General features: G+C 52.5%; 21 protein-coding genes. 9 read left to right on the forward strand and 12 right to left on the reverse strand.

Annotation, left to right across the window (positions count from 1 at the left end; genetic code table 11):
* Window positions 1-21: 21 nt before the first annotated feature.
* The 6 genes from aroK to JK223_RS07205 form a co-directional block, all read right to left on the reverse strand.
* Window positions 22-543 (reverse strand): shikimate kinase AroK, encoded by a 522-nt coding sequence (gene aroK, locus JK223_RS07180; RefSeq protein ID WP_025901488.1) that lies wholly within the window; start codon window positions 541-543, stop codon window positions 22-24.
* 360 nt (window positions 544-903) lie between these two features.
* Window positions 904-2142, reverse strand: a complete 1239-nt coding sequence (pilQ, locus tag JK223_RS07185) for a type IV pilus secretin PilQ (RefSeq protein WP_212713517.1) — start codon at window positions 2140-2142, stop codon at window positions 904-906.
* Window positions 2132-2482 (reverse strand): DNA utilization family protein, encoded by a 351-nt coding sequence (locus JK223_RS07190; RefSeq protein ID WP_212713518.1) that lies wholly within the window; start codon window positions 2480-2482, stop codon window positions 2132-2134. The genes pilQ and JK223_RS07190 overlap by 11 nt, the downstream gene beginning before the upstream one ends.
* Window positions 2475-2954, reverse strand: coding sequence for a hypothetical protein (locus tag JK223_RS07195; protein ID WP_212713519.1), 480 nt, complete (start codon window positions 2952-2954; stop codon window positions 2475-2477). Before JK223_RS07195 ends, JK223_RS07190 begins: the two co-directional genes overlap by 8 nt.
* On the reverse strand, window positions 2947-3507 hold the full coding sequence (locus JK223_RS07200) for a PilN domain-containing protein (RefSeq protein ID WP_212713520.1): 561 nt from the start codon (window positions 3505-3507) through the stop codon (window positions 2947-2949). The genes JK223_RS07195 and JK223_RS07200 overlap by 8 nt, the downstream gene beginning before the upstream one ends.
* A complete protein-coding gene (locus JK223_RS07205) occupies window positions 3504-4337 on the reverse strand; it encodes a pilus assembly protein (RefSeq protein WP_212713521.1) in 834 nt (277 codons plus the stop codon). The genes JK223_RS07200 and JK223_RS07205 overlap by 4 nt, the downstream gene beginning before the upstream one ends.
* 119 nt (window positions 4338-4456) lie before the next feature.
* Between JK223_RS07205 and mrcA the strand changes: the two genes are divergently transcribed.
* On the forward strand, window positions 4457-7009 hold the full coding sequence (mrcA, locus tag JK223_RS07210; protein WP_212713522.1) for a peptidoglycan glycosyltransferase/peptidoglycan DD-transpeptidase MrcA: 2553 nt from the start codon (window positions 4457-4459) through the stop codon (window positions 7007-7009).
* Between the two features lie 173 nt (window positions 7010-7182).
* Here mrcA and nudE read toward each other — a convergent pair whose 3' ends face one another.
* Entirely contained in the window at window positions 7183-7746 is a 564-nt protein-coding gene (gene nudE / locus JK223_RS07215; protein WP_212713523.1) for an ADP compounds hydrolase NudE, read from the reverse strand.
* Window positions 7747-8149: 403 nt separating this feature from the next.
* Here nudE and JK223_RS07220 point away from each other — a divergent pair, with 403 nt between their 5' ends.
* From JK223_RS07220 to pckA, 4 genes are all read left to right on the forward strand, one after another.
* A complete protein-coding gene (locus JK223_RS07220) occupies window positions 8150-10276 on the forward strand; it encodes an IgaA/UmoB family intracellular growth attenuator (RefSeq protein WP_212713524.1) in 2127 nt (708 codons plus the stop codon).
* A 304-nt stretch (window positions 10277-10580) separates the two neighbouring features.
* A complete protein-coding gene (gene hslR, locus JK223_RS07225) occupies window positions 10581-10985 on the forward strand; it encodes a ribosome-associated heat shock protein Hsp15 (protein ID WP_212713525.1) in 405 nt (134 codons plus the stop codon).
* Window positions 10986-11011: 26 nt separating this feature from the next.
* Window positions 11012-11878, forward strand: a complete 867-nt coding sequence (gene hslO / locus JK223_RS07230; RefSeq protein ID WP_212713526.1) for an Hsp33 family molecular chaperone HslO — start codon at window positions 11012-11014, stop codon at window positions 11876-11878.
* Window positions 11879-12136: 258 nt separating this feature from the next.
* Window positions 12137-13759, forward strand: coding sequence for a phosphoenolpyruvate carboxykinase (ATP) (pckA, locus tag JK223_RS07235; RefSeq protein ID WP_212713527.1), 1623 nt, complete (start codon window positions 12137-12139; stop codon window positions 13757-13759).
* Between the two features lie 45 nt (window positions 13760-13804).
* On the opposite strand, the gene envZ is transcribed toward pckA, so the two are convergent.
* Window positions 13805-15160, reverse strand: coding sequence for a two-component system sensor histidine kinase EnvZ (gene envZ / locus JK223_RS07240; protein ID WP_212713528.1), 1356 nt, complete (start codon window positions 15158-15160; stop codon window positions 13805-13807).
* Window positions 15157-15876, reverse strand: coding sequence for a two-component system response regulator OmpR (gene ompR, locus JK223_RS07245; RefSeq protein ID WP_025901501.1), 720 nt, complete (start codon window positions 15874-15876; stop codon window positions 15157-15159). The genes envZ and ompR overlap by 4 nt, the downstream gene beginning before the upstream one ends.
* Before the next feature lie 328 nt (window positions 15877-16204).
* Here ompR and greB point away from each other — a divergent pair, with 328 nt between their 5' ends.
* Window positions 16205-16684, forward strand: coding sequence for a transcription elongation factor GreB (gene greB, locus JK223_RS07250; RefSeq protein WP_212713529.1), 480 nt, complete (start codon window positions 16205-16207; stop codon window positions 16682-16684).
* A 98-nt stretch (window positions 16685-16782) separates the two neighbouring features.
* Window positions 16783-19104 (forward strand): Tex family protein, encoded by a 2322-nt coding sequence (locus JK223_RS07255; RefSeq protein ID WP_212713657.1) that lies wholly within the window; start codon window positions 16783-16785, stop codon window positions 19102-19104.
* Between the two features lie 38 nt (window positions 19105-19142).
* Here the strand turns inward: JK223_RS07255 and JK223_RS07260 are convergent, their stop codons facing one another.
* The 3 genes from JK223_RS07260 to bioH all read right to left on the reverse strand — a co-directional run bounded on the left by JK223_RS07260 (window position 19143) and on the right by bioH (window position 20814).
* A complete protein-coding gene (locus tag JK223_RS07260) occupies window positions 19143-19439 on the reverse strand; it encodes a putative quinol monooxygenase (RefSeq protein WP_212713530.1) in 297 nt (98 codons plus the stop codon).
* 172 nt (window positions 19440-19611) lie between these two features.
* Window positions 19612-19881: a DUF1471 domain-containing protein gene (locus JK223_RS07265; protein ID WP_212713531.1), complete on the reverse strand. Its 270-nt coding sequence runs from the start codon at window positions 19879-19881 to the stop codon at window positions 19612-19614.
* Window positions 19882-20043: 162 nt separating this feature from the next.
* Window positions 20044-20814 (reverse strand): pimeloyl-ACP methyl ester esterase BioH, encoded by a 771-nt coding sequence (gene bioH / locus JK223_RS07270; protein ID WP_212713658.1) that lies wholly within the window; start codon window positions 20812-20814, stop codon window positions 20044-20046.
* Window positions 20815-20845: 31 nt separating this feature from the next.
* Between bioH and gntX the strand changes: the two genes are divergently transcribed.
* Entirely contained in the window at window positions 20846-21529 is a 684-nt protein-coding gene (gntX, locus tag JK223_RS07275; RefSeq protein ID WP_212713532.1) for a DNA utilization protein GntX, read from the forward strand.
* Between the two features lie 57 nt (window positions 21530-21586).
* Window positions 21587-22162 carry a Fe-S biogenesis protein NfuA gene (gene nfuA / locus JK223_RS07280; protein WP_025901508.1) on the forward strand — a complete coding sequence of 192 codons (576 nt, stop codon included), beginning with the start codon at window positions 21587-21589 and terminating at the stop codon, window positions 22160-22162.
* The last annotated feature ends 1 nt before the right edge of the window (window position 22163 follow it).

Raw genomic sequence — 22163 nt, forward strand, 5'->3', positions numbered from 1 at the left:
AGTCTGTTTTACGCTAACAAATTAATTACTTTCCAGCATATGAATAATCTGGTTCGCGACCACTTTAGCACTCTGCTCATCGGTTCTGATGGTCACATCCGCAATTTCTTCATACAAAGGATTACGTTCGTCGGCCAATTCCTCCAGAACTTCCCGCGGAGGAGAGTCAACCTGAAGTAACGGGCGCCGTTTATCACGCTGTGTCCGTGCCAGTTGTTTTTCGATGGTTGTTTCCAGATACACAACAACACCACGGGCGGAAAGACGATTACGGGTATCCCGTGATTTTACTGAGCCACCGCCAGTCGCCAGGACAATTCCCTGTTTTTCAGTGAGCTCGTTGATGATTTTTTCTTCACGATCACGAAAACCATCCTCGCCTTCTACATCAAATACCCAGCCAACATCAGCTCCGGTACGTCGCTCAATTTCCTGATCGGAATCGTAAAATTCCATATTGAGTTGCTGAGCTAACTGACGACCAATAGTGCTTTTGCCGGCACCCATAGGCCCAACCAGAAAGATATTTCGTTTCTCTGCCATTTTATCGGTATTACTAAGAATTCGTTGATGATACCCCGCGTTCAGCCTTGCTGACAGTCGGGACAGAAACTGAGACCTCATAAGCGTTAACAAGAGTCAGACGAAAAATTATCTCAACACTCTGGGCTGTTTGGCAACCAATTAAATGATCTCAGGAGTAGCTTTCTCTTCCGGAGCAAGGTGAGATTGTATAGTCTGCCTGTTTTTCGGGCAATTATTCATGCAATCACAAAGATAACCTGATCCTACATCTGTTTTTCAGTATTTGGCTCCGGACTTACAGAATCGCTCAATCTTTTATGCTAAATGCACGGCCGCGTCAACGCGGATTCAGTCAGCAGACAATTTCAGAGTGAGAGATCAGGGGAATATTAATCGCGGGGTGATAAATATCACAAGTTCACGTTTATTCTGCTGACGTGAATCATGGCGAAATAATTGACCAAAAAACGGTATATCTCCCAGGATTGGCACCTTATTCCGCTGGTTATTCTGATTTTGCTGAAAAATTCCGCCCAGAGCCAGGGTCTGACCATCACGTACCGTGACCCGGGTCGAGATTTCCTGTTTATCGATACTTATCGGTACGTTACTCCCTTTTTGCAGGGCCTTTCCCGGAACATTCTGGCTGAGCTGTATCGTCAGGCGAACATTTCCACCCCCGAGCACTTCCGGAGTGATCTGCATTCCTAATACGGCTTCTTTAAATTCAACGGTTGCTGTTTCATCTTTTCCCTGGGTGACGACATAAGGTATTTCCGTCCCCTGTTTAATGGACGCCATACTACCATGTGACGTCATCAGACGCGGACTGGCGATAATTTCCGCCTGATGTTCCTGTTCAAGTGCACTCAACTCAAGGCTCAACAGTTGTCCATTCATTCGTGTCAGCGTCATGCCTGCGGTGAAGGATGCCGGTGTCACTGCCAGCGGAATATTCAGCACAGAGAGTGCTCCCGTCTCTGCCTGCAGGAGTTCGCCTTGCTGCCCCCACGCCACCCCTAATTCGCGTAAGCTTTCCTCACTGATGGTGATAATATGCGCCGTGATTTCCACCTGGGGGATAGCTACATCATAACTGTCCAGCCATTCAGAGATTTTCCTGACGGACTCTGCAGTGTCCTGAACAATCAGCATATTGGCCCGGGTATTCGCACTAATGTGGCCTGCAGGACTCAATAAGCCGGCGCTATCGCTCGTCAGTAGCGGTTTTATCGAGGCGGCGTCGGTATTCCGCAGGGTAAAACGTCGGGTGATGACCGGTGAAGACGGATGGTCCCGCGTGTTCCGGCGTCCACCCTCATCCTGAATTTCCGGGAAAACCCGCAAAATATTGTCGTCCAGGACGGCCCTCACTCCGGCCATTTCCGATACCAGTAATATCGCCCCGGGCCAGGTAATATCGTGCAACCGTAAAGACAACGTCCCGGTGACGCCCGGGGCGATGACCAGGTTAAGGTTTCGGAATGCGGCAAGATAATAGAAAATCCGCGTAACCGGTGTTTCCTCAAAGTCCAGTGTCACAGGAGAGTCCGGCACGACCGCCTGCCCCATTCCTGTAAAAAAAATAAGAAGCGATATCAGGTTATTACTCTTCATCGGGGCTCTCCCGGGTCAGTGATAATTGCCAAAACGGCTTATCGCACGCCGGGGTATTGCGGAACAACACTTTACCACGATGGATACTTTCGGCTTTCCATGCGGTTCCCGGCAGGTACTCCCCCACCTGCAGAAAATAATGACCGCCGTCGGGGCCGGTAATATAGGCGGCCTGGTGAGTCTGGTCAGATAAAGTCCCTTGCAGCCGCCATTTACGAGCACCGGATTTTTCCGGTAACTGACATTGCGGACGGCTTGCCGGAGGCTGAAAAGGGTCCCGGTCTTCGGCCTGTGCTGCACTGAGTATCAGGCTAAGACACCACAGCCAGGCTCTAGTCACCGGTCTGCAACCACAGTGTCATTTCCAGCACATCTTTCTGGCGACCAAGAGTAAAATCGCCGGCGGACCAGGCCGGAGACAGTGAGGCAATACGCCCGAAAATATCTTTAACCTCCGGCCAGTTCAGCCATAACTGTATCTGTGCCGGAGAGCCACTTTTCCAGTGACGGACCCTGACATTCGTGCGGGCCAGTAGCATCATGGGGGTCATCCGCGGGGGCTCCGGCGCTATAGCCTGACTGCACAGAGCACGCAGTTGAACCAGTGAAGGCAGAGATGCCAGTTTTTTCCGTTTCTGGTTCAGGACGGTCGATTGCTGAAGATAACGGACTTCACTCCGCTGCCACTGGCGCCAGGCTGGGAAATCCAGCAGTGCTGCTTCTGCAACCAGACTGCCCATGCCAAGCAGAACGAACAGCAGCCACTGCTGACTCTGTGGACGGTATAAAAAAGAAAGTATAACTTCAGGCATTACCATCCTCCTTCCCGTGGAGTCCGGGGAGCAGACGGGCCGTAAGCGTAAAGCGGTATCCGCCTTCGGCTACCGTGACCAATTCCTGAATAGACGGTGAGGATAAAAACGGATGTCCTGCCAGATGGCGGTTAAATCGTATTAGTTGCGAAACACTGTCAGTCTGCCCTCGGAAAATGAGTACCCCTTTCTGACGGCTGACAGAGGATAACCAGACCGAGGCAGGCATTAGTCCCGGTAAGTCAGCCCAGAAACGACGCCATTGCAATTGTTGCTCCTGCTGTACCTGCCGGGCTTCCCTGTTCTTCCTCAGATCATCCAGGCGCAGCGACAGCTGTTGTTGTTCGGTAATGAGCTGGTTTATCCGTAACTGCTGTTGCTGTTGATGCTCATCCAGTAAAAGCATCTTCTGCAGCCGATCACGCAGAATGACATATCCCACGGTACAAAGAAGAGTGATCACCATCAGCAAGACGCTATAGCGAATGACCCAGTGGCGCGCCCGTTGTTTTATCGCCGTTTCCCGCCAGGGCAACAGATTCACCCCGGTCATACGCTATCTTCCGGGCGTAAAGCAAGACCGGTCGCCAGGACATAACCATTGTCATTGGCCGGTAACGGCGGATACCGATGGGCAATCATCCGCAGAGGATGGCATAACGTAAAGCCGGGCAGCGGCTGCCGGAGAGAGTCTCCGCAACAGAGACGAAAGGCTGCCTCAGGGCACTGCTGCCGACAGAGGGTGTCCGCATCGGGGACTTGCTGGCGAAACTGCCAGCCGTAGCTGATTTTCCCGTGCCGGCGGGCAGCCCATAACCAGAAGGCATCACTGCAGTGAAGTAATATGCCGTCTTTTTCCGGCTGCTGCGCTTCCATAATTACCGCCAGACTGGCCGGAGAGAGATCAAATACCTCAGGGTTCAGTCCTGCCTGTCGGAATAATGCCTGCCACTGATCCAGTACCTTTTGATTGACGACCGTCACCGTGAGTCCCCCCGAAGAAAACGGTTCAGCGGTGTAATCAAGTCCCAAAGGTCCGGTACCTTCAGGAAACCATCGGCGTGCCGCGGCCCGGATATAACGCCCGCGCTGCGGCTCACACATGGCGGCCATGGGCAACGTAAGTTCACGGCGGGAAACGAGATGCGGAGGTAAACCGATCCGCAGCGAAAACCGGCCGGGTAACAGCCGGCGCCACTGATGCAGAAGAGATAACAAGGCTGACCGCTGCCCTTCGATATCCAGGGTGCCGGTGCCTGTGGAAGGTAACCGGTGCTGCCACCAGTGGCGCAATTGCCAACCTGTGCGGCGGGCCTGTACCCCGAGGGCTGTAATACAGTCAGGCTGAATATCAAGCCCGACATTCCAGCGCTGAAAATTCATAAATGACACCTCCGCTGTGTCTGTTGCGCAAAATGACGTATCAAACCAATCTTCTTGCCTTTATACTACGGCAAAATTGTCTATAAACTATGCAGTTGACCTTTGGTGGGATATTTCAGGTGAAGTTCTTAAAGTATTTATTTATTTTCGCAATTTTTTGCGTATTTCTGGGAGTCGGCTCTGTCTATGGCCTCTATAAGTATATTGAGCCACAGCTGCCTGATGTAAACACACTGAAAGATGTGCGGCTGCAAACGCCGATGCAGGTCTACAGTGCCGACGGCGAGCTGATGGCTCAGTTTGGCGAAAAACGCCGTGTCCCCTTAACGCTGAATCAAATCCCGCCTGAAATGGTAAAAGCGTTTATTGCCACAGAAGACAGCCGTTTCTACGAGCATCACGGCATTGACCCGGTCGGGATCTTCCGCGCCGCCAGTATCGCCCTGGTGACCGGCCATGCTTCTCAGGGGGCCAGTACGATCACCCAGCAGTTAGCGCGTAATTTCTTCCTGAGCCCGGAAAAAACGTTCATGAGAAAGGTCAAAGAAGCCTTTCTTGCAATACGCATCGAGCAGTTACTGAGTAAAGATGAAATTCTGGAACTCTATCTGAATAAAATCTACCTGGGCTATCGTGCGTATGGTGTCGGGGCGGCCGCGCAGGTTTATTTTGGTAAGAATGTGGATCAACTGACATTGAGCGAGATGGCCATGATCGCCGGGCTACCGAAAGCGCCGTCAACCTTTAATCCGCTCTATTCCCCGGATCGTGCCCTGGCCCGCAGAAATGTCGTGCTGTCGCGCATGCTGGACCAGCATTACATCACACGTCAGCAGTATGATGACGCCAGGGTACAGGCGATCGATGCCAGTTACCATGGCCCGGAGGTCGCCTTTAGCGCACCGTATATCACCGAAATGGTACGCCAGGAGATGGTGAAGCGTTACGGCGATAATGCGTATACCGACGGATTTAAGGTCTATACCACCATCACACGCCGGTTACAGACCGCCGCTCAGGCTGCCGTACAGAAAAACGTTATCGACTACGATATGCGTCATGGCTATCGCGGGCCACAAAAGGTGTTATGGAAATCCGGCGATAATGCCTGGGATGCAGCAAAAATTAGCCGGGAGCTGAATACACTTCCGGTGTATGGCCCGCTCATCCCGGCCGTCGTCACTGCCGCAAACGCCAGTACTGCCAGTGTGACCCTTAAAGGGGATAAAGTGTTGTCGCTCGACCTTGCCGCTGTTCGCTGGGCAAGACCGTTTAAGACAGATACCCAGCAAGGCGCGACCCCACAGACGGTTAACCAGGTGCTGCAACCGGGACAGCTTATCTGGGTACGTCAGACAGAGAGCCAATGGCTGCTGGCACAGGTGCCGGATGTGAATTCCGCGCTGGTCTCGCTGAATTCCAAAACCGGTGCCATCATTGCGCTGGTTGGTGGCTTTGATTTTAACCAGAGCATGTTTAACCGGGCCACCCAGGCCTTACGGCAGGTCGGGTCAAACATCAAACCACTGCTGTACACCGCAGCCATGGATAAAGGTCTGACATTAGCGACTCTGCTGAATGATGTGCCTATCTCCCGCTGGGATGCCGGTGCCGGTACAGACTGGCGTCCTCATAACTCACCGAATACTTACGACGGCCCTATCCGTTTACGTCAGGGGTTAGGGTTGTCTAAAAACGTGGTGATGGTCAGGGCGATGCGGGCGATGGGTGTGGATTATGCCGTGAAGTACCTGCAACGACTGGGCTTTCCGGAGCAGAATATTGTCCATACGGAGTCCCTGGCTCTGGGGGCGGCGTCATTCACGCCGTTACAGGTTGTCAGAGGTTATGCCACCCTGACGAATGGCGGTTTCCTAGTTGACCCATGGTTTATTCAGAAGATTGTCAATGATGGCGGGGATACCGTTTTTGAAGAACAACCGAAAATCGCCTGTCCGCAATGCAATATTCCGGTGATCTATGGCGAGACCCCGAAATCAGCGGCACTGAACGAAGAAAGTATTGAAAATGTCGCGCAATCTGGCACGGTTGCCCCGGCGAATGCCTCTGCACCACAAACGGATCTGGAACACCCCCTGGTGCCGCCGGTGACAGATCAGCAATATGCGCCCCATGTCATCAGTACTCAGCTCTCCTTCCTGATTAAGAGCGCTCTGAACTCGAATGTCTTCGGGGAACCGGGCTGGCAAGGGACAGGCTGGCGTGCCGGCAGGGACCTGAAACGAAATGATATCGGTGGTAAAACAGGTACCACCAACAATTCGAAAGATGCATGGTTTTCCGGATTCGGCCCGGATATCGCCACTTCGGTCTGGATAGGCTTTGATGATGCCCGCAGAGATTTAGGCCGCAGTACTTATTCCGGAGCCATTAAAGATCAGGCCGCCGGGTATGAAGGCGGTGCTAAAACCGCCCAGCCAGCCTGGGATGACTATATGAAAGTCGCTCTGGAGGGTGTACCACTGCAGCCACTGGTCCCACCGGAAGGCATTACCACGGTGACTATTGACCGTACCACCGGAAAACTGTCTAAAGGCGGGGCTAATTCGCGTCAGGAATACTTTATTACCGGCACAGAACCGACCGAATATTCAGTGCAGGATACCAGCCCTGAAATCATCAATAACGGCCAGAGTCACGACCTGTTCTGACATTCCTTACGCAAGATCCCCCGGGACGGGGGATTGGAGGGACCGGGAGCAATAAGACCTTCGGTCCGCGACATTTATGGTCGTTGCCCGGCGCTGTTTATCGCGGCCCGGGCCCTGTTGATTGACCCTGCTCAGGGGATAAAAAAGCCGGCACTGCCGGCTTTTTGTTATGATCAGCCAGGCAGTTTATTGTGCTTTATCAACCATTCCCGTAGCAGGAACAGCGCACTGATATTTCTGGCCTCACTGAATTGGGGCTTTTCCAGCAAGCCAGTCAGATTATTAAGCGGCCAGCGGTGCACGACCAGGGGTTCAGGTTCATCACCTTCCAGTTTTTCCGGATAAAGATCCTGCGCAACAATAATATTCATGCGGCTGGAGAAATAAGAAGGAGCCATCGTCAGACTGGCCAGTAATTCGGTATTCCGTGCGCCAAAACCGGCTTCTTCTTTCAGTTCACGTTGTGCCGCCTCCGGGGGAGTTTCGCCCGGGTCTATCAGTCCTTTAGGAAACCCCAGTTCATAACTCTCCAGACCGACCGCATACTCTTCGATCAGTAGCACCGAATCACCGTCCAGTGCGAGGATCATCACGGCTTCCCTCGATGAAGGTTTCATACGCTCATACGCCCGCCGCTCTCCGTTACTGAATTCCAGGTCGACCTGCTGGATAGTAAATAGCCGGGAACGGGCAACCTCTTTGATATTCAGAATTTCTGGTTTTTTCAGGGAACCCATCGATAACCTCGAACAGTACGTTGGAATGAGCAGCGGTAATGAACCTGCAGACTAACTGATCGTATTGAACCACAGCTCACCCTGTAGCTCAAATACCCGGTTCAGTCCTTCACAGGAGTGGCAGGGTCAGGCATTATCTCCCCCGCTGGCAGATCATATAAGATATGAATATTAAGATTAGACCGATACCCTTATTGTGCGGCGCGCAGTAGAATAGTGACGAGCGAAATCTGACTTTAATCAATGACTCAGCAGCACTAAGCTGAAGGCGAAAAGGGTCATCATTCGCGGCAGTAGTCGCGCACACCGGGCCGGTACCCGGTGCAACTGAGAATCATCTTTTATTATCTTTTCCGGAGTAAATAACTTCCGCGGAGTTCTCTGTAGCCAGGCTGAACATTACATGGGTATGATGATTACGATTTTAGCATTAGCAATATTATTAGCTGGTGCTTCAATGATTTATTTCAGAAGGTACCGCTTCTTTCCGGAGAGGCTGACTTTATTGATCCCTGCAACCAAACGTCCTCTCTCTTCAGAAGAAAAGCAAGCCGCGGTTGCGTACCTGTCAGCTATATCATCATCACGCCATCCTATTCTTGCGCTGTTCAATCGCCCCAATGTCAGTAAAGAACCGGTTTTTACGCTACGCAGTCATAAGGTCTACTCCCTCACTTATCCGATAACGCGCTACGGGCTGTCCACCAGTTCCCCCCAGCAATGGCGATATTATCTCGATACCATTGAGATCCATCTGCCGCCCTTGTGGGAACAATTCATTACGGCAGAAAACACCATTGAACTGATCCCCGCCGGGAATATTTTACTGGTCATTGCACTTAACGGGCATCAGCTGGCTGACTATTTTCAGGAGACCTCCGAGAGCCTCCCTCATCTGCCACTGAACTCCCCGGCCTCTATCCGTAAAGAGAAAAGCAGTAATATTGAGCTGCTGCAGATACGCAGAGAAACACCGGAAGAACACCAGCTTTCCAGGCCCGACGGAACCCCGGAAGCCTTTATTATCTGTCTGGCACTACTGATCCTGTTCCTGAGTCAGCTTGTGCCCCCGGGGCTGCTGTTATGGCTGGTCGTACCGTCACTGTTAGTCATCTCCGGATGCCTGTGGAGTATGTTCCGCCCTGCCAGACTCAGTGATTTTAAAGAAATCCACTGTATGCGTGGGTTGCCCAAACGCTGGGGGCTTTTCGGGGAATCGAATCAGGAACAAAGTAATATTTCGCTGGGCGTTATCGATCTGCACTATCCCGACTACTGGATGCCCTATATTCAGCACGACCTGGGGAAAGTGACCGAAATCGATATCGATACCGAACGCCGGGTGATCCGTCAGGGCAGATTTCTGTCATTGCACGACGAATGCCGCGAATTTCCGATCCAACGCTGGCGTAAAAATGCTGTTCTGGCCGGCGGCGCATTACTGGTATTGCTCATGATGGCGAGCTGGGTCCCGCTGGGGATGCCTTTCAAACTCAGTATGGCCTGGTTGCAGGGGACTCAGCGAATTGAAGTGACCTCACTGAAGCAGTTGTCTGCCATGAAATTACAGGTGGGAGATTTACTGGATGTCAAAGGCGACGGAATGTGCTCGGTCCCGGGCAGTTACCAGGGGAACCGTAGTTATGGCTATATGCCCTTTGACTGCTCGGCCATATACTGGAATAACGCCTCCCCTCTTCCATTGCCGCAATCTGAGATCATTGATGAAACCATGGCACTGCTGGATACCGTCCAGCGGCAACTGCATCCTGACTCCATCGACGATTTAAAAATTAATCCCCAGCTGGCATTAGCGATTCAGAAATCGGGGATGATCCTGCTGGATGACTTCGCCGATATTGTACTGAAAACCCATCAGCTCTGTGGTCAGGCGATGGACTGCGTCCGTCTGAAAAATGCGCTGGTCAATCTGGGCAATGCAAAAGACTGGTCATCCCTGGTAACCCGTGCGAAATCCGGTCAGCTGAATGGGGTCAATGTCCTGTTGCGTCCGGTCAGTGCCGGCATGCTGGAGAATCTGGTCAACAGCGCTGCGGCAACGTTTTTTACCAGTGAAACACGTAAAGCGATAGAAACCCTGAACAGCCCGCCGCCGGGGGGCTACCTGTTGATCAGTGACCAGGGCCGGCAACTGGTCAGGCAGCCGCAGCCGGATGTCTCTTTATTTGATCTCAGTGCACCCGAACAATGGAATGAGCTACAGCGCATTTCCGCGATGTTACTCCATACCCCTTTTACCGCGTCCGGTATCATTACTGCACTCTCTGTCGATGCTAACGGCACGACCCATGTCTCGTTACATGAAGAGCCGGGCGGGATCTCTCTCTGGCGTTATCTCGGGACATCGCTCTTCCTGGTAGTATTGGTGCTCTGCCTGCTGGTGAACGCAGTTCTTGCCTTCCGTGGAATGCGTAAAGACTACCAGCGAAAGATAGCCATTCAGCAGTATTACGATAAATGCTTTAATCCGACCCTGGGCAGCGGACATGAGCCCCGGTCGCTTTTCTGATCCCGGATAGCCGCTTCAGCCATTTCTATGGAGTTAACGGTCATCTCCCCCGGGAGCCATAACATGACCGTTACTACAGCATTTCCGGGTACTGGCGACGCAATACTTCCGGCCGGAAGTACGTTATAATGATACCTCACTGGTTTGTGCTGCACGGAAGATACTGTCATCTGTAGCGTCCCCCTTCTGCCTTGAATTATCTGTATTCACCCATATCTACTCAATTCCGGCACAGGGCGGTCACCCACATTAATGGCACTCTGCCAGGCGCAGGTCGCCGGTGATTCTGATAACAGGAGCCAGCATGAAACCAAAAATGCCCCCGCAGGAGGTCAGGCTGGATAAATGGCTATGGGCAGCCCGTTTTTATAAGACCCGGGCCATCGCCAGAGAAATGATTGAAGGCGGAAAAGTCCATTACAACGGACAACGCACTAAACCCGGCAAACATGTCGAGCTCAACGCTGAGCTGGTGTTACGTCAGGGAAATGACCTGCGTACCGTGGTGATCACCGGCATCGCCGGGCAACGAGGCAGCGCGACGGATGCCAGTCTTCTTTATCGCGAAACGCCGGAAAGTATCGAAAAACGTGAGGCTCAGGCCGTTGCACGGAAACTCCATGCATTGACGATGCCTCACCCTGACAGACGGCCGGATAAAAAAGAACGCCGCCATCTGATAAAATTTAAATTAACGGGCGATGAATAATCTCCCGTCCCCAAAGAGAGACACTTATGCCTGTACACGATCAGCTTCATCGCTTCATTTTTAACAATGCCGAGGTTCGCGGCGAGCTCGTGAACGTTTCACAGACTCTGCAGGATATCCTGCAGGGTCATGACTACCCGCAGCCGGTGCAGGCGTTACTGGGCGAGTTGCTGGTCGCGACCAGTCTGATGACCGCGACACTGAAATTTGAAGGCGACATCACTGTTCAGTTGCAGGGAGACGGTCCTCTGTCGATGGCGGTGGTCAATGGTAACAATCATCAGCAGCTTCGCGGTGTTGCCCGTATGCGTGGTGATATTGCTGACGGCGCAACACTGAAAGAGATGGCCGGGAATGGGTATCTGATCATTACCATCACTCCGGCGAAAGGCGAACGTTATCAGGGCGTGGTCGGGCTGGAAGGTGAGACGATTGCTGAGTGCCTGGAAGACTACTTTGCCCGTTCAGAGCAGTTACCTACCCGGCTTATTATCCGCCAGGACGCCCGGGGGGCCGGCGGTATCCTGCTTCAGGTTCTGCCGTCCCACGGTGCCGGTAACGAGGAGTTTGAACACCTGGTGACGCTGGCTGAGACCATCAAGGCAGAAGAGCTGACCTCATTATCGGCTACCGACGTGTTATGGCGTCTTTATCACCAGGAAGAGGTGTCAGTCTTTGACCCGGTTTCGGTTGAATTCAAATGTACCTGTTCACGTGAGCGTTGTGGCGATGTACTGAAAACCGTGGCGGCTAATGAGATCGATGAGATCCTTGCCGAAGATGGCAAGATCGATATGCATTGTGACTACTGTGGCACTCATTACATTTATGATGCGGTCGATGTGGAAAACATCCGCACTAATGCACTCGCAGGTAACAACTCCGTCCACTGATCACGAAACGCCGGCCTTATCTGCTGAGGCCGGCGTCACCGGTATCGCTGCAGGGCTACCTTTTCTGTTGAAAGAAAGGGTAGTCATTACAGCGAAGTATAACCCGCTTCACACTTTTCCCCGGACCTCCTTCCTGCCTTGATGATCCGCTGTGTACACTGCCCGTAACTCTCAGGCTGATATTCTTCCGGAATGATTATCGTTGCCTCTGGCCGCGGCATATCCACTTGCAGACCCAGGTTCGAAAGGAGCAGACACATGTCTTCCAGTAATGGGAAGTTGCCCGATCTCTCATCGTTAGGTATTCAGCATACCCCCTGCATTATTTATAACCCGGACTACACAACCCTGTTTAACGAAGAACTCCGCCCGGAATTACAGGGCTTTGAGCGGGGGATACTGACCAGTAACGGTGCCGTTGCGGTAGATACCGGTATTTTTACCGGCCGCTCTCCGAAAGATAAATACATCGTCCGCGATGAGACAACCCGCGACAATCTCTGGTGGAGTGACACTGCACAGGGCAGCAGCGGCAATCAGCCGCTCAGCGTGGACACCTGGCAGGCACTAAAACGTTGCGTGACCGATCAGCTTTCCGGTAAACGTCTGTTCGTGACAGATGCCTTCTGCGGCGCCAATGCCAACAGCCGCCTCAGTGTACGCTTTGTGACAGAAGTGGCATGGCAGGCTCACTTCGTCAAAAATATGTTTATCCAACCGGACGAGGAAGAACTGGCACAGTTTACCCCGGACTTTGTGGTCCTGAATGCGTCAAAATGTACCAATCCGTACTGGCAGTCTCAGGGGCTGAATTCTGAAAATTTTGTGGCATTTAATCTGACCGAGCGTATTCAGCTTATCGGGGGCACCTGGTATGGCGGCGAGATGAAGAAAGGCTTGTTTGCCGTCATGAATTATTTACTGCCTTTGAAGAATATTGCCTCTATGCACTGTTCCGCTAATGTGGGTAAACAGGGCGATGTGGCCGTATTCTTCGGCCTGTCCGGTACCGGGAAAACCACTCTCTCAACCGATCCGGCCCGACAGTTGATCGGTGATGATGAACACGGCTGGGATGATGAAGGCGTCTTCAACTTTGAAGGCGGGTGCTATGCAAAAACCATTAATCTTTGTCCGCAGGCCGAGCCGGAAATCTACCAGGCCATCCGCCGTGATGCTCTGCTGGAGAACGTCGTTGTCCTCGCCGATGGCCGCATTGATTTTGCCGATGCCTCGAAAACTGAAAATACCCGGGTCTCTTATCCTCTCAGCCATATTGAGAATATCGTGACCCCGCTTTCCAAAGCCGGGCATGCCCGTAAGGTTATTTTTCTCACTGCCGATGCCTTCGGGATTTTACCCCCGGTATCACGGCTGACACCGGAGCAAACCCAGTATCATTTTTTGTCCGGCTTCACGGCCAAACTCGCCGGGACAGAACGGGGAATTGTCAGACCGCTCCCCACGTTCTCGGCCTGCTTCGGGGCGGCCTTTCTTACCCTGCATCCGACCCGTTATGCAGAAGTGCTTCTGAAGCGAATGCAGGCCGCAGGCGCAGAAGCCTATCTGGTCAATACCGGCTGGAATGGTCAGGGTCAGCGTATATCGCTGAAAAACACGCGGGCGTTGATCAATGCCATTCTTAACGATGAATTACGGCAAGCTCCGATGCAGGTATTGCCGGTATTTAACCTGCAGATGCCTCTGAGGCTGAAAAATGTAGAGAGTTCACTACTTGACCCGAGGAATAGCTGGGCATCAGAGAGCGAATGGCGAACCCAGGCCGGGATACTGGCACAGAAGTTTATTGATAATTTCGTACAATATACGGATACGGCCACCGGTCAGGCACTGGTACATGCCGGTCCGGTGCCCGATTAATTCACCGTCACAGACAGGGTGACCCACCCTGTCTGTTCCGTACACTTAATGAGTGGCGGTATTCACCACCGGCGGTTCCGTAACCGGCACCGGTAACCAGGCCCGGATACGCAACCCGCCCTGTTCACTTCTGCCGATTTCCAGCTCACCCCGGTGTGCATCGATAATCCGCTGGACGATAGCCAGCCCTAATCCTGTCCCGCTGGTACTGCGGGCACTGTCACCGCGGACAAAAGGCTGAAGCAGATGTTCAATTTGCTCCGGTTCAATCCCGGGACCATTATCTTCTACCTGAAACCAGGCCCGGTTCAGCTCACGACCGCTACTGACTTTGATCCAGCCATTACCATAGCGGGCAGCATTCACCACCATATTCGCCACAGCTCGTTTAACAGACAGCGGATTGATATCCAGCAGAAGTTCACTGTCCATCACGGCATTTTCTATCTCGCGCTCATAACCGCTTTCGGCAGCGACCACTTCTCCGAGTACCGTATTCAGATCGACACGTTCTGTCTGCATTTCCTGCCCGGTACGCAGATAATCGATAAACTGTTCGATAATGGCATTACATTCTTCAATATCTTTGTTGATGGATTCGGAAAGATACTTTTCTTCTTCGCCCATCATCTCCGTCGCCAGACGAATACGTGTCAGCGGTGTCCGGAGGTCATGGCTGACTCCTGCCATGAGCAAAGTACGGTCATCAGCCAGTTGTTTAATCCCGGCAGCCATCTGATTAAACGCCCGGGTCACCGAGCGTACTTCCGATGCGCCATATTCTCTTAACGGCGGCGGTATAATCCCCTGTCCCACCTGCAGAGCAGCATTTTCCAGTTCCACCAATGGCCGGTTCTGCATACGGATAAATAACCAGGCTCCGCAAATCGCCAGCAGCATAATGGCCAGGGTATAGCGGAACAGCGGGGAGAAATCTCCCTGATGAATTTCCGTCAAAGGGACACGCACCCAGATATCGGGAGATAACCAGGTCTTCAGCCAGACCACAGGAGAGTTCTTATTGACCTCCACCCGGACATCGGTCGGCCCGCCCAGTTGCTGCGCCATCTGATCACTCAGAAATTCATAATGCTGTGCCCAGCGTAACCCGCCTTCCTCTGCCGCTGCATTGGTATACAGTGAAATACCTAATTCCCGATAGATTTCCCGACGAAAAGCCGGCGGAACTTCTAACTGCGTGCCATCTTCCAGCTGCAGCTTATCGGTCATCAGCATTCTGACTTCATACGCCAGAACCTTATTAAACTGCTGAAGACTCGGCAAAATCGCAAAATTCAGCACCACCAGATACGTCGTGACCAGACTGACAAACAGTAAAGTCACGATCAATAACAGCGTACGGGCAAAGGAGCTCCGTGGCGAGAAGCGGAATCGCTTCATGCTTTACTGCCGTCCGGCACAAACACATACCCCAGGCCCCAGACGGTCTGGATATACCGCGGGTGTGCCGGGTCTTCTTCTACCATACGGCGCAGACGTGAAATCTGAACATCAATAGAACGTTCCATCGCACTGTATTCACGGCCACGGGCCAGATTCATCAGCTTGTCGCGGGATAACGGCTCACGCGGGTGGCTGACCAGCGCTTTCAGTACCGCGAACTCACCACTGGTTAATGGCATAGGTTCATCTTCACGGAACATTTCGCGGGTGCCGAGGTTCAGTTTAAACTTACCAAAGGCGATAACGGCTTCTTCCTGCGACGGTGCGCCCGGCAGTTCATTCGCCTGGCGACGCAATACGGCGCGGATACGGGCCAGCAGTTCACGCGGGTTAAACGGTTTAGGGATATAATCGTCAGCACCGATTTCCAGCCCGACAATACGATCCACTTCTTCACCTTTGGCCGTCACCATAATAATCGGCATCGGGTTACTTTGGCTGCGTAAACGGCGACAGATAGAAAGGCCATCTTCGCCCGGCAGCATCAAATCAAGTACCATCAGGTGGAAGGATTCACGGGTCAGTAAACGATCCATCTGTTCGGCATTCGCTACGCTGCGAACCTGGAAACCCTGCTCGGTCAGATATCTTTCCAGCAATGCGCGCAGTCGCATATCATCATCAACGACCAGAACTTTGTAATTTTCCTGCATTTCTTCACTCCCAAAGGCACAATTGCCTGATGCTGTATTGTTAAAAAAGATATATTACAGTGACAGTTTATAATGGTTTATATTCTAGCCGAAATTGTTACAAAGCATATTAAACAGCAAGTTAACTCCGTTTTTATCGCCCGATGCCCGTGGAGTCTGTTGAAATTCCTCAACCTTTTCTTCCGGATTTCTTCACGGACGATAATGGCTGTTTTACGCGCAGTACGGTGAATTTCGGGTTATCCAATCTATAAACCGGACTTTTACACCCGTATAAGCGACATACACTGACAATGACTGACATTTATTGACTGTTACGGGAAGCGGAATGAGAACGCCACTGATTACACGCGAAGGCTATAACAAATTAAAACAGGAACTTGACTACCTTTGGCGCGAGGAACGTCCGGAAGTCACCAAAAAGGTGACCTGGGCTGCCAGCCTGGGTGATCGCAGTGAAAATGCCGATTATCAGTATAACAAAAAGCGGCTCAGAGAGATTGACCGCAGAGTCCGGTATCTGAGAAAAAGCCTGGAAGCGTTACGTATTGTCGATTACTCCCCGCAGCAACAGGGAAAAGTCTTCTTTGGCGCACAGGTTGAGGTCGAAAATGATCGCGGTGAGATTAAATCTTTTCGCATTGTGGGCTATGACGAGATTTTTGGCCGTAAAGACTATATTTCGATCGACTCTCCGATGGCCAGAGCCTTGCTTAAAAAAGAGGCCGGCGATGCCGCACAGGTAGAAACACCGGCCGGCATTGCCACCTGGTATATTAACGAGATCCTGTACCCGGACGCAGATTAGGAATATAGCCCAAAGGCAGCGGCGCTACTGGCATTTTAACGGCTCAGTCCGTATAACTGTCCGCTGGAAACCAACCTCGCAGAAATCTGATGCTAAAGATGAAAAATTCGCTAAGCCAAATTATTGCCGGTGAACTTCAGGTGCGTGCAGAGCAGGTCAATTCTGCTGTGCATCTGTTGGACGAAGGGAATACCGTGCCATTTATTGCACGCTATCGTAAAGAAGTCACGGGCGGGCTGGATGATACACAGCTACGCCAGTTAGAATCCAGGCTGAGTTATCTCCGTGAGCTCGAAGATCGCCGCCAGACCATTCTCCGCTCCATTGAGGAACAGGGTAAGCTGACACCGGAGCTTTCCGATGCGCTGAACACCACCCTGAGTAAGACGGAACTCGAAGATCTCTATCTCCCTTATAAACCGAAGCGCCGCACCCGTGGACAGATAGCCATTGAAGCCGGTCTGGAACCCCTCGCGACCCTGTTATGGCAGCAGCCGGATCAGGACCCTGAGAGCGCGGCGCAGTCTTATGTTGATGCAGATAAAGGTATCGCGGATACCCGCGCAGCGCTGGACGGCGCCCGTTATATACTGATGGAAAAGTTTGCGGAAGATGCCGTACTGCTGGCGAAAGTACGTCATTATCTGTCTAAGAATGCTCATCTGGTGTCAAAAGTTGTGGAAGGCAAGGAAGAAGAAGGCGCGAAATTTCGCGACTACTTTGATCACCACGAACTGTTGTCATCAATCCCTTCTCACCGCGCGCTGGCTATGTTCCGCGGGCGTAACGAAGGTATCCTGCAGCTTTCTCTGAACCCGGATCCGCAAAGCGATGAACCACCGCGGGAAAGTTATGGCGAGACACTGATAGCAGAACATCTGCAGGTCATTTTCAATAATGCGGCAGCGGACCGCTGGAGAAAAGCCGTCATCAGCTGGACATGGCGGATCAAAATCCTGCTGCATCTGGAAACCGAACTGATGGGAACACTCAGGGAGCGCGCTGAAGATGAAGCGATCAATGTCTTTGCCCGTAACCTGAATGATCTGCTGATGGCCGCACCGGCGGGTATGCGCCCGACCATGGGTCTCGATCCCGGCCTGCGTACCGGCGTAAAAGTCGCCGTTGTCGATGCCACCGGTAAACTGGTAGCGACCGATACAGTCTATCCGCACACCGGTCAGGCGGCCAAAGCCGCAGCCAGTGTGGCCGCGTTATGTACCCGCTATCAGGTTGAACTGGTCGCGATAGGTAATGGTACTGCCTCCCGCGAGACCGAACGATTCTTCCTCGAACTGCAGAAACAGTATCCGCAGGTTACGGCTCAGAAGGTGATCGTCAGCGAAGCAGGCGCTTCAGTGTACTCTGCTTCTGAACTGGCCGCCCTTGAGTTCCCAGATCTGGATGTGTCGCTGCGTGGCGCGGTTTCCATTGCCCGCCGCTTACAGGACCCGTTAGCTGAGCTGGTGAAGATTGAGCCTAAATCCATCGGGGTCGGGCAGTATCAGCATGATGTCAGTCAGAGTCAGCTGGCGAAAAAACTGGATGCTGTGGTAGAAGACTGTGTTAACGCCGTCGGTGTTGACCTGAATACGGCATCCGTTCCCCTGCTGACCCGGGTTGCCGGGCTGAGCCGGATGATGGCACAGAATATTGTCGACTGGCGGGATGAAAATGGTCGTTTCATAAACCGTAAGCAGTTACTGAAAGTCAGCCGTCTGGGGCCAAAAGCCTTTGAGCAGTGTGCCGGATTTTTGCGGATCAGCCAGGGTGAAAACGCGCTGGATGCCTCCACCGTTCACCCGGAAGCCTATCCGGTGGTTGAGCGCATTTTGCAGGCAACCGCACAGAGCCTGCAGGAACTAATGGGTAACAGCCAGGCGGTTCATGCCCTGAAACCTTCAGAGTTTACCGATGAGCGTTTCGGGTTACCGACCGTTAACGATATCCTGAAAGAGCTTGAAAAACCGGGCCGGGATCCCCGTCCTGAATTCAAAACAGCGACTTTTGCCGAAGGTATCGATACGATGGCAGACTTACTGCCGGGGATGGTACTGGAAGGCTCGGTCACCAATGTGACTAACTTCGGGGCTTTTGTGGATATCGGCGTTCACCAGGACGGTCTGGTACATATCTCGTCCCTGTCGGATAAATTTGTCGACGACCCGCACAAGGTCGTGAAGGCCGGAGATATCGTCAAGGTTAAGGTCATAGATATCGACCTGCAACGTAAGCGTATCGCCCTGACAATGCGTCTGGATGAGCAAGCAGGCGAAACACGCAGACCGGGAGGCAGTGCCGCACCCGCCGGTCAGCCACGCCCTGCAGCCCGCCAGAATGCCGGTAAAACACGACCTAAAGCCACAGGCAACAGCGCAATGGAAGATGCTCTGGCCGCTGCGTTTGGCAAAAAACGCTAATCTGAAAAGCTCCCGTCCCGGGAGCTTTTTTCCGCAATTCAGTCCGCACTGACTTCCTGCGAAAGAACAACGTCCAGCGAGGCACGGTTATTCAGCGCTGCTGCCAGCTTCTGAAATGCCGGGGCTTTCTCATGTTCATCCAGGTGCTGACGTGAGCTCCAGCGCTCGAGCATAATAAATTGCTGCGGCTTACTGATATTTTGATGGAGTACATAAGATTCACACCCGGGCTCACCCTGCACTTCTCTCTCAGCCGTTTTTAAGGCTTCAGCAACCACTTTCTCTTCACCTGGTGTTGCGGTAATTGATGCAATAACTGTTATGACCTGGCTCATATCTGACCTTCTGATGGTTAATACGGGATCCCGGCAAACGGCCGGCAGACATTGAATCTGTCTGAAAGTATGCAACTGCAGGCAGGAAAAATACACCCTGAGGCCAGCCTGTCCGCATCAGAAGATAAATGGTGCAGCACAGACCGCCCGAAGGCAGCCTGTGCAAAACAGATTACTTATAGACTTCTGCCGTGGCACTGATACGGCCATGCTCACGTCCGGCAATCACCCTGAAGTAGCGCCCTCCCTTTTCATCAGCCAGTCTGGACAGCTCAGCTTTGGCATCTATCGGAGCAGTGGCTTTTGAGGTGGTCGTCACCGTGCCTATTTTTTCCAGATGCTGGCGGCTGACTTCCGCTTTCGTAACCTCTTCTGCCGCCAATGCAGAAAAAGACACGGTACCCGCGACGAACGCAGTTACTGCAAACTTCAACATATTCATAGGGTAAGCCTCTTATTTTATGATTTTATAAAATGCGTAAAAACAGGCAACCCCTGACACGGGAGAAAATGTCAGGGGCTGTCCGACAACAGAGGTAAGGATGTTGTCCGACCAAAGTATGCGCGAATGTTTAAAAAACAGGCAATGCACAAGGTCAAATTTTTACAAATCAGATGAAAAATCCAGCACCTGCTGGCAAAAGAGGTCAGGATGAGAAATGAAAGGTGCGTGTCCGGCCTTAGGAATGATCAGTGACTGTCCGTGTCCGGTATACTGGTCCACCTCAGGCACTATCGCTACCGGCACCAGCGCATCCAGTGCCCCGTAAATGCGCAGCACCGGCACCTTCAGAGCGGACAGATCACCACGCAGGTCTGCGGATTGCAGAATAGACAGCCCTCCGTTAAGCACATCGGCTTGCGGTAACGGCTGCGAAAGAATGACGTCTCTGAGTTGCCGGGCATCCTGTCTGGCTGTACCGGTTCCCAACGTCTGTAGCGCCATAAACCGTTCGACCGTTTTTTCAAAATGCTGACTGAGTTGCTGTCTGAAGCCCTCAAGCACGGTCGGTTTAATCCCCGGCCACTGCTCCCGTTCACTGAAACAGGGTGAGGAAGCGAGGGTTATCAACCCGCGCACTTTCTGTCGTGCTGTCTGTACCAGCCGGGTCGCCACCAGGCCACCTAATGACCAGCCAGCAATAATCGCATCTTCGGGTAAATGTGGCAGTAATACCCCGGCCATCTCCTCCAGCGTCATCGCAGAATAACCCTGACTGCGACCATAGCCAGGCAGGTCGACGAGATGTAAACGGAAATGGGGCCTTAATCTCTCCGTGATACCAGACCATACTTCGGCATTCAAACCCCAGCCGTGCAATAGCACAAGATCCGTTTTTCCTTCTCCGCAACGGTGCCAGTAAAGCGACATGATGAAGTACTCCGGTTAAAAGTGAGAGGTTAACATGTTCACATTAAAAGGTAATTGCTGGCTATGCCAGTTGCCCGTGTGCTCGCCGGAACGCGGGATTTGCAGTCCCTGCCAGCGCCGGTTGCCCGCACTCCCGTCGCTGTGCTACCGCTGCGGTTTGCCTGCAGCACCGGATACGGGCGCCTGTGGTCGCTGTTTACTCAATCCCCCGCCGTGGCACCGGCTGGTCTGTGTCAGTGATTATCTTCCGCCGCTCAGCCGGTTACTGCATAAGTTTAAATTTTCAGGGTGTACCGCACTGCAGGTGATGTTTGCCAGACTGATTTTGCTAAGCTGGTTACAGCAGCACAGAAGCTGTGGTCTGAAAAAGCCGGACATTGTGGTGTGCTCGCCGTTGAATAAGCACCGGCGGTGGCAACGGGGATTTAATCAGTCCGCCTTGCTCGCGCAACCTTTAGCCCATTGGCTATCCTGCGATTATGCACCGGAAGCACTGACCCGTACCCGGAAAACGGCATTACAACACCGGCTAAGTATTCAGCAAAGAAAGCGTAATCTGCGCCATGCCTTTGCCACGGAATTCAGCTTTTCCGGACAGCATGTGGCGCTGGTGGATGATGTTGTCACCACCGGTAGCACGGCAGGTGAAATATCACAATTGCTCACCCGTGCAGGGGCAGCCAGTGTGCAGGTCTGGTGCCTGTGCCGCACCTTGTAGAGTCACGGTGATGGGCGTATTATTACCCACTGTTTCAGTCAACTATTGAGCCATACTATGATCCGTATTACTGACACTGCCCAGGAGCATTTTTCGAAACTGCTCGCTAAACAGGAAGAAGGCACCCAGATTCGTGTTTTCGTGATCAATCCGGGGACGCCCAGTGCAGAGTGTGGTGTTTCCTATTGCCCACCCGATGCGGTGGAAAGTACCGATACAGAGCTTAACTATGAGCGCCTGACCGCGTATGTCGATGAACTGAGTGCACCTTATCTTGAGGATGCTGAAATCGACTTCGTGACAGATAACCTGGGTTCACAGCTCACGCTGAAAGCGCCAAATGCCAAAATGCGTAAAGTCGCAGATGATGCTCCGTTAATTGATCGGGTTGAGTATCTGTTACAGGCACAGATTAACCCGCAGCTTGCCAGCCACGGCGGTAAAGTCTCTCTGATGGAAATTACCGAAGACGGCTATGCGATTTTGCAGTTCGGTGGCGGATGCAACGGCTGCTCCATGGTAGATGTCACCCTGAAAGAAGGGATCGAAAAAGAGATGCTGGCCGCTTTCCCGGAACTGAAAGGGGTGCGTGACCTTACCGAGCACCAGCCAGGCGAACACTCTTACTACTGAT

It is taken from the genome of Tatumella sp. JGM118, assembly GCF_018257515.1.
In the GTDB taxonomy this organism is placed as follows: domain Bacteria; phylum Pseudomonadota; class Gammaproteobacteria; order Enterobacterales; family Enterobacteriaceae; genus Tatumella; species Tatumella terrea.

Excerpts from the sequence above, each read along its gene's own strand:
- aroK (WP_025901488.1), bottom strand. The coding sequence starts at position 543 with ATGGCAGAGAAACGAAATATCTTTCTGGTTGGGCCTATGGGTGCCGGC.
- pilQ (WP_212713517.1), bottom strand. The coding sequence starts at position 2,142 with ATGAAGAGTAATAACCTGATATCGCTTCTTATTTTTTTTACAGGAATG.
- JK223_RS07195 (WP_212713519.1), bottom strand. The coding sequence starts at position 2,954 with ATGCCTGAAGTTATACTTTCTTTTTTATACCGTCCACAGAGTCAGCAG.
- JK223_RS07200 (WP_212713520.1), bottom strand. The coding sequence starts at position 3,507 with ATGACCGGGGTGAATCTGTTGCCCTGGCGGGAAACGGCGATAAAACAA.
- JK223_RS07205 (WP_212713521.1), bottom strand. The coding sequence starts at position 4,337 with ATGAATTTTCAGCGCTGGAATGTCGGGCTTGATATTCAGCCTGACTGT.
- nudE (WP_212713523.1), bottom strand. The coding sequence starts at position 7,746 with ATGGGTTCCCTGAAAAAACCAGAAATTCTGAATATCAAAGAGGTTGCC.
- JK223_RS07220 (WP_212713524.1), top strand. The coding sequence starts at position 8,150 with ATGGGTATGATGATTACGATTTTAGCATTAGCAATATTATTAGCTGGT.
- hslR (WP_212713525.1), top strand. The coding sequence starts at position 10,581 with ATGAAACCAAAAATGCCCCCGCAGGAGGTCAGGCTGGATAAATGGCTA.
- hslO (WP_212713526.1), top strand. The coding sequence starts at position 11,012 with ATGCCTGTACACGATCAGCTTCATCGCTTCATTTTTAACAATGCCGAG.
- pckA (WP_212713527.1), top strand. The coding sequence starts at position 12,137 with ATGTCTTCCAGTAATGGGAAGTTGCCCGATCTCTCATCGTTAGGTATT.
- envZ (WP_212713528.1), bottom strand. The coding sequence starts at position 15,160 with ATGAAGCGATTCCGCTTCTCGCCACGGAGCTCCTTTGCCCGTACGCTG.
- ompR (WP_025901501.1), bottom strand. The coding sequence starts at position 15,876 with ATGCAGGAAAATTACAAAGTTCTGGTCGTTGATGATGATATGCGACTG.
- greB (WP_212713529.1), top strand. The coding sequence starts at position 16,205 with ATGAGAACGCCACTGATTACACGCGAAGGCTATAACAAATTAAAACAG.
- JK223_RS07255 (WP_212713657.1), top strand. The coding sequence starts at position 16,783 with ATGAAAAATTCGCTAAGCCAAATTATTGCCGGTGAACTTCAGGTGCGT.
- JK223_RS07260 (WP_212713530.1), bottom strand. The coding sequence starts at position 19,439 with ATGAGCCAGGTCATAACAGTTATTGCATCAATTACCGCAACACCAGGT.
- JK223_RS07265 (WP_212713531.1), bottom strand. The coding sequence starts at position 19,881 with ATGAATATGTTGAAGTTTGCAGTAACTGCGTTCGTCGCGGGTACCGTG.
- gntX (WP_212713532.1), top strand. The coding sequence starts at position 20,846 with ATGTTCACATTAAAAGGTAATTGCTGGCTATGCCAGTTGCCCGTGTGC.
- nfuA (WP_025901508.1), top strand. The coding sequence starts at position 21,587 with ATGATCCGTATTACTGACACTGCCCAGGAGCATTTTTCGAAACTGCTC.